7 protein-coding genes are annotated in these 6,676 nt (G+C 41.1%); 6 read left to right on the forward strand and 1 reads right to left on the reverse strand.

Translation table 11 applies throughout. The features are described 5' to 3' along the window. The first annotated feature begins 122 nt into the window (after positions 1–122). From waaF to AB4653_RS11045, 4 genes are read left to right on the forward strand one after another with little or no spacing between them, the layout of a single operon-like run. Positions 123–1,178: a lipopolysaccharide heptosyltransferase II gene (gene waaF / locus AB4653_RS11030; protein ID WP_009847976.1), complete on the forward strand. Its 1,056-nt coding sequence runs from the start codon at positions 123–125 to the stop codon at positions 1,176–1,178. Between the two features lie 13 nt (positions 1,179–1,191). Next, complete coding sequence (gene waaA, locus AB4653_RS11035) at positions 1,192–2,496, forward strand: lipid IV(A) 3-deoxy-D-manno-octulosonic acid transferase (RefSeq protein WP_009847975.1); 1,305 nt, start codon at positions 1,192–1,194, stop codon at positions 2,494–2,496. Then, on the forward strand, positions 2,493–3,233 hold the full coding sequence (locus AB4653_RS11040) for a glycosyltransferase family 25 protein (RefSeq protein WP_372104161.1): 741 nt from the start codon (positions 2,493–2,495) through the stop codon (positions 3,231–3,233). Before waaA ends, AB4653_RS11040 begins: the two co-directional genes overlap by 4 nt. Before the next feature lie 3 nt (positions 3,234–3,236). After that, positions 3,237–4,130, forward strand: a complete 894-nt coding sequence (locus tag AB4653_RS11045; protein WP_009847973.1) for a hypothetical protein — start codon at positions 3,237–3,239, stop codon at positions 4,128–4,130. Position 4,131: 1 nt separating this feature from the next. On the opposite strand, the gene AB4653_RS11050 is transcribed toward AB4653_RS11045, so the two are convergent. Beyond that, positions 4,132–4,854, reverse strand: a complete 723-nt coding sequence (locus tag AB4653_RS11050; RefSeq protein WP_009847972.1) for a 3-deoxy-D-manno-octulosonic acid kinase — start codon at positions 4,852–4,854, stop codon at positions 4,132–4,134. 71 nt (positions 4,855–4,925) lie between these two features. Between AB4653_RS11050 and AB4653_RS11055 the strand changes: the two genes are divergently transcribed. Both AB4653_RS11055 and AB4653_RS11060 read left to right on the forward strand, forming a co-directional pair. Next, the gene (locus AB4653_RS11055) at positions 4,926–6,026 is read left to right on the forward strand and encodes a glycosyltransferase family 9 protein (protein ID WP_032555300.1); all 1,101 of its coding nucleotides are present in this window, start codon (positions 4,926–4,928) and stop codon (positions 6,024–6,026) included. Next, positions 6,019–6,676 (forward strand): glycosyltransferase family 9 protein (locus tag AB4653_RS11060; RefSeq protein WP_372104164.1); only part of this gene is annotated, 658 nt, incomplete at its 3' end. The genes AB4653_RS11055 and AB4653_RS11060, both read left to right, overlap by 8 nt.

Consider the following 6,676-nt stretch of genomic DNA (forward strand, 5'->3'; position numbering starts at 1 on the left):
AAATACCTTGCTCCTTTCCAAGATGAACAACTAGAAAAATTGGTTTGCATTAAAACACTTCAAGAATATTTTAGACTATCTGGCCAAGCTATTAACGAACACGCTATTAACGAGCAAGACAAATGAAAATTCTGATTATTGGCCCGTCATGGGTTGGAGACATGGTAATGTCTCAAGGCTTATATATTGAGTTGCAAAGACAGTATCCTGACGCAAAAATTGATGTTTTAGCGCCAGCGTGGTGTAAGCCTATTTTGGAAAGAATGCCACAAGTCAATCAAGCTCTTGAAATGCCACTAGGGCATGGGCAATTTGATCTGAAATCTCGTTATAAGATCGGCAAATCGTTGAGGGAAGTACAGTACGATAAAGCGTACGTATTACCTAACTCCGCGAAATCAGCTTTAATTCCCCTGTTTGCACGCGTTCCTGAACGAGTTGGCTGGAAAGGTGAAATGCGTTTTGGTTTGCTTAATGACGTTAGAACCAATAAAAAAGCGTTTCAATACATGTTAGAGCGGTATGTAGCGTTAGCGCACCCTAAAGCTGAAATGACGGGTAGTGGTTGTTTAGGTGAATTGTCATCATTACCTTTTCCAAGCCTACAAGTTGTTGACTCCAGCCAACAAGAGGCTATGGAGCAATTTGGTTTAAACAATCAAAGGCCTGTCCTTGGTTTATGTCCTGGTGCTGAGTTTGGCCCTGCGAAACGTTGGCCTGATAATCACTTTGCAACAGCAGCGACAGCGATGATAAAGCAAGGTTACCAAGTGTGGTTGTTTGGCTCGGCTAAAGATCGTGAAGTAACCCAAAAGATAATCGAACAAGTCCCTGTTAATATGCAGCAGCATTGCTTCAATTTAGCTGGAGATACGAGCTTAATTCAGGCTGTAGACTTGATCGGGGCTTGTCGTACTGTCGTTAGCAATGATTCTGGGCTGATGCATGTGGCCGCTGCGGTGGGCTGTAATGTCGTGGCTGTTTACGGCTCTAGTTCACCTAAATATACGCCTCCGCTAACGAACAAACTGGCGATCATCAATACCGATATTGAGTGCCGACCTTGCTTTGAACGAACTTGTCCCAAGCAGCACCTAAAGTGCCTCACTGAGTTAATGCCGAGTAGAGTCATTAGTGCTATTGAGCAGTTTGATGTTATTTCCCAAGGCAAAATATAAATAAGGTCGTTATATGAGCATCGTCGTTCGTTGGGCCTATACCGCGCTACTTTTCCTTGTTAGCCCTATTCTGCTTTGGGGCTTATATCGCTCCAAAGCAAACAAACCGCCTTTTGGTCATCGCTGGAAAGAGCATTTCGGATTTACACCGCCTATTAAGAATAGACAATCGGGTGTGATTTGGATTCATGCCGTTTCAGTAGGGGAAGTGCTGGCGAGTAAAAAGTTAGTTGAACAACTGGCGATACAAAACCCAGATAAAAGAATACTGATCACTACAACAACGAGTACAGGCGCTGAGCAGGTCGAAAAGATGAGCGGTTCGATTAGCCATCGTTATATGCCTATTGATTTTAGTTGGTGTGTTCAACGTTTTATCAACCGCGTTCAGCCTGATAACATGCTCATTATTGAAACGGAATTATGGCCAAACACCATTAACACCGTTGCTAAAAATGATATTCCGATGATATTAGTTAATGGACGATTATCCGAAAAATCAGCCAGTAATTATCAAAAAATGAGTTCGTTAATTTATCCGACTATCTCTAAGTTAAATTTAATATTGACGGTACACTCTGATGATAAATCTCGATTTGAGTTACTAGGTGCGCCGAGCGAAAAAGTCATTGTCACAGGGTCAATTAAGTACGATGTGTCGATTGATAATAATGTAATCGCACAAGGCGAGCATCTTAAAGATATTTTGGGGCAGGGTAGGCAGATTGTTGTCGCCGCGAGCACTCATGCGGGCGAAGATGAACAAATTTTTAGAGCTTACCAACAAGCCAAAATCCAACGGCCAGAATTGCTGTTAGTGATAGTGCCTCGTCACCCTGAACGGTTTGATTCAGTTGCTGAATTGGCCAAAAACCAAGGCTTAGTTTTGGTTCGTCGAACCGAAGTTGTTGACGAGATACCGCTCGATGTCGACGTCTACTTGGGGGATACGATGGGAGAGCTTATGGTTATGCTTTCTGCGAGCGATCTTGTTTTTATGGGAGGAAGCCTACTTGGAAAGAAAGTAGGAGGACATAACTTCATCGAACCTGCGCTGCTTCAAAAATACTGCTTAACAGGGCCGAGCTATTTCAATTTTGCAGACCTGGCGAATCAATTGATCGACTCGAGCGCACTGTCTGTTGTAGCCGATGAGAATGAGCTTGCTTTACAAATGATCAGTGCATTATCCAAGCCTAAAGAGTTAATTGAAAAAGGGCGAATAGGCTATGGTATAGTTCAACAGAATCAAGGTGCGTTACAACAAACACTCCAATTGATACATCATTCAGCCACCAATATTGAGACATCACCATGATCAAAACTTTTGTTATTCATGTAAGCAAAGGCTACGAAGAACGTAGAAAACATATAGATAAGCACCTGCCAGAAGTGGGCATCACTGATTACGAATATATGTTAGCTGGTGATATCGATGATCTATCTGATGAGGTTAGAAATGGTTTTTTTGACGACTCCCTGAGGCTCCCTGAGAAGTCTTGCTTTTATAAGCACTACTTAGTGATGAAAAAAGTCGTAGAAGAACAAATTCCACCAGTATTAGTGTTAGAAGATGATGCTTTTTTAAATAGCGATTTTATTGAGCAACTAGAAGCTTTCCAAAATGAACTTCGTGGTGAAGAAAAGTATCTTGTAAATATTGAAGAGGCATCGAGCTTAGTACCTGCATCAGTAAGAGTTCCAAATCAACATCTGTACTTGTGTAAAACGAACAAGCTTACTGGTGGTTTGCTTTATGACCTTAGTTTTGCTCGTGCAATGGTAGAGCATATGGAAAGCAATATAACTGACGCACCTATTGATGGTTATATTGGTAATGAGCGAACGACATTAGAGTACAATATTTTTTGGACACACCCACCTTTGGTTCGTCAGGGCAGTAAAACCGGTGCATTTGATAGTGAGTTGAGTGGTAGAACCTCAGGACTTTATGCGACGGTTAGAAGTTGGTTTAAAGAGGGATACCGAACTCATGTTCGAAGCCATGTCAGCAGCAAGCACAAAGCACTTTTTAAAAATATTACGAAGTACTAAATTATGAAATCAGAATTGGCTAGAAAACACTTAACATTTGTCATTTATGGCAATGATAGAACTTACTATCAAGGCGCAAGATTTTGCATTTTGTCTTTTTTAGCCAATTGGGTTGAGGCAAATGGAACTAGGCCTGAAATTTCTGTTCTAGCAGAAGAGCCTGAGCACTTCGCTAATATGCCAATTAAAGTGTTTCCGATATCGCCAGCTCAAAAGGCTGAATGGAGTCTAGGCAATACTTATCACTTCAGAATCAAGAACCGCGGCTTAAAATATCTTTGTGATAATTTAGAGTTGAGTCCTGAAGATAAACTGCTTTTTTTAGATACAGATACGTACTTTAACGTGCCAACAAACGTTTATTTCGACTCTATATCGGATAAAAACGCGTTACTGTTTTGCTCAGAAGTGAACATCAATACTTTGCCAAGCACCAATGAATACGCACATATCAGAGATAGAGATATAAAGCTTATGGATGGCAGTGTCTACCGCACCAATCCAGACTCAGTTATGTGGGCGTCGGCAGTCATCGGTATCACCGGGAAACACACATCAGCTTTTGATTATGCCGATGTGTTGATTCAAGCGTTACGTCAAGAAGGGTGTGAGGCACACACTCTAGAACAGTTTGCGTTATCTGAAGCGCTCTCTACACAGGTGAATATTGAACCAGCGAAAGCTTGGCTCAATCATTATTCAACGAGTGGACGAAAAGACTGGGCGAGAACGGTGTTGGAACAGTTCTTTGAAGAACACGGAGATAAACCATTTGAAGAGCAAATACGCTTAGCTAAAGAAGTGTCCTTCAAGCGCCCTCTTGCTGAAGTGATTCGAGGGCATATCTATAAAAAGAAAAAGAAACTTCGTAAGTTATTTGGTTTGAAAGAAGAATAAATCATAGACTCTCAAGGGTACTCACTTTGTACCCTTGTTCAATTTGTGAAAAATCAAAGTGCTGAGCATCAATCCTTCCTAATCGAACTTCTTTTTCGAATGAGCGCTTAAGTCGCTTTAAATTACTCTCTTTCCAGCTATTACCTGTTTGCGTTAGGCATTTATCAAAATCGATAATCCAAACCTTGCCTGCTTTATCAACGAGAATGTTATGGATATTGAGGTCGGTATGATTGACCCCGGCATCGTGCATTTTTCGAATTTGATGACCAATATCGTTGAAATGGGAATCGGATAGTTTTTTGTTTGATAGTATCTTTACTAAGTCTTCTGCGTCGGAAATCTTTTCAATTAAAATATCGGCTTTGTAAACGAGCCCTTCTTGCGAAACTTTCGCAGCAACGGGTGTCGGGACATTAACTTTATGTGTGGCTAGAAGCTCAAGTAACATTAGCTCTTGGTATGCTCGTGAGTTCTCTAATCCAGTAAATAAATAGCTGTCTCTAACTAGCTTTCCAAACAAGCCGCCGCGATGATAATGTCGAAGAGCGAAATTGCTTTTTTCTCCCTTAACAAACCATGTTGTTCCTCTACCTTGAGCGTGCCCCAGTATTGCTTGATTCGCCTTCCAATAATCCACAGAAAAAGCCAATTCAACGTCTTCGGTGAGTAATTTAGGATTATACCAGTACGTTGTTTTATGGATTTGCTTTGTTGTAAACATGAATCACTGTCTCGTATTGGGGAGTTTATGGCATACTTGGTAGAACAGTATATCAAACGCCGAACAGATTAATGAACGATTCATGTAGTTACCAAAAAATATTAGTTGTTGCCACTCATTGCATTGGTGATAGTTTGTTGATCTCTGCTTTTACCCATAGTCTGAGAAAAGCGTTTCCGACCGCAACAATAGATGTTTTAGTTAATGCTAGAGGGGAGATGGTTTTTGGTACCAATCCAGACGTTGACTCTTTAGTTGAAATTCCGCCAAGAGCATCCGTTAAGGACTATTACCGAATTTTAAAAACGCATGGTCGATATGATTTAGTCGTCAATGAAATGCTTAATGATAGAACCGCTATCTATAGTTTTATCTTTGGCAAGAAAAGACTTGGTGCAATTGATGAATCGCTTTCTGGCGCCTGGGTTAAAAAGTTAATTTATACTCATTACATTAAAGAACAACATCGCTTTGAGCATAAAATGAGTCGCGTTGCTCGTATGCTGGATACCATAGATGTTAATTGTATTGCACGGCTTGTATCTCCCGAAGAGTTATTACCTTCAGCGGTTCAAAAGAGATTGCCATCAAACTACATTGTTGTGCATGCGCCATCCTCCAACGAAATTAAGCAGTGGCCAGTCTCGTATTGGGTTGAAGTCATCAATCGTCTGATATCTGCAGGTTATAATATTGTCTTATCTGGCGCTAAATTAGAACGAGACGAGACCATTGTTGAACAAATCATTAGCCAAGTTCCTGAATCGAATCAACTGGTCAGTGTTTTGGGGGAATTATCATTAGCTCAAACCTCTGTATTAATAAAACACAGTGATGGTTTTGTTGGACCTGATAGTGGCCCTGGTCACCTCGCATCAGGTTACTCTATCCCAATTGTATCTATTATTAGCGTAGCGCCAGCAAGCATGTGGTCACCTTGGCCATATGAAGAGCCAATTGATGTAACGAACAATTTATACAGCAATGGTGTTAGCTCCCAAAGAGTCGCCAATATTAGACTTGTGCAATCTGAACGTAACTGCGTCCCTTGTTATAAAAACAGATGTCAAATTAGCGATGATGTCTATTCGCCATGCCTTCAAGATATCAAGCCAGATAACGTTGTTTCTGCTGTTCTAGAAATGATGCCATTGGAATCGATCAATGAATAACGCTCTTTCTGCTCCAAAATCTATTTGTATTCTGCGTTTATCTGCCATTGGTGACGTTTGTCATGCCCTTTCTGTGGTGCAACTTATTCAAGCTACCTATCCAGAATGTCAGATCACGTGGGTGATGGGAAAAATCGAAGCTCAATTACTTGGTGATATACCTGGAATTCAAGTTGTAGTGTTTGATAAAAAACGCGGCCTAAAAGGAATGAAAGAAGTATGGAGAGCCCTGCGTTCAACTCGGTTTGATTATTTGCTGCATATGCAAGTTGCATTAAGAGCCAGCCTGTTAACGATCGGAGTAAAGGCAAAAGTAAAACTTGGTTTTAGTTGGACACGTGCCAAAGAGGGGCAGTGGCTCTTTACCAATCGCAAGCTACCAAAAACGGACGCATCTCATGTGTTAGATAATTTCTCTGAATTTGCTTACTTTTTGGGGTGTCCTAAGCAGATACCGACATGGGATCTTGCTTTGTCTGATGAAGACCAAAAACTATCGATGGAGCTTGCGCATGAGCCGTATATTGTTATTAGCCCTGCCGCGAGTAAAGATGAGAGAAACTGGTTAGTTGAGCGCTATGCCGCTGTCGCCGATCACGCTTATCAGTTAGGCTTTAAAGTGGTTTTTTGTGGTGCTCCAACGGATAGAG

Source organism: Vibrio sp. 10N.222.48.A3, assembly GCF_041475345.1.
Lineage (GTDB): Bacteria > Pseudomonadota > Gammaproteobacteria > Enterobacterales > Vibrionaceae > Vibrio > Vibrio tasmaniensis_A.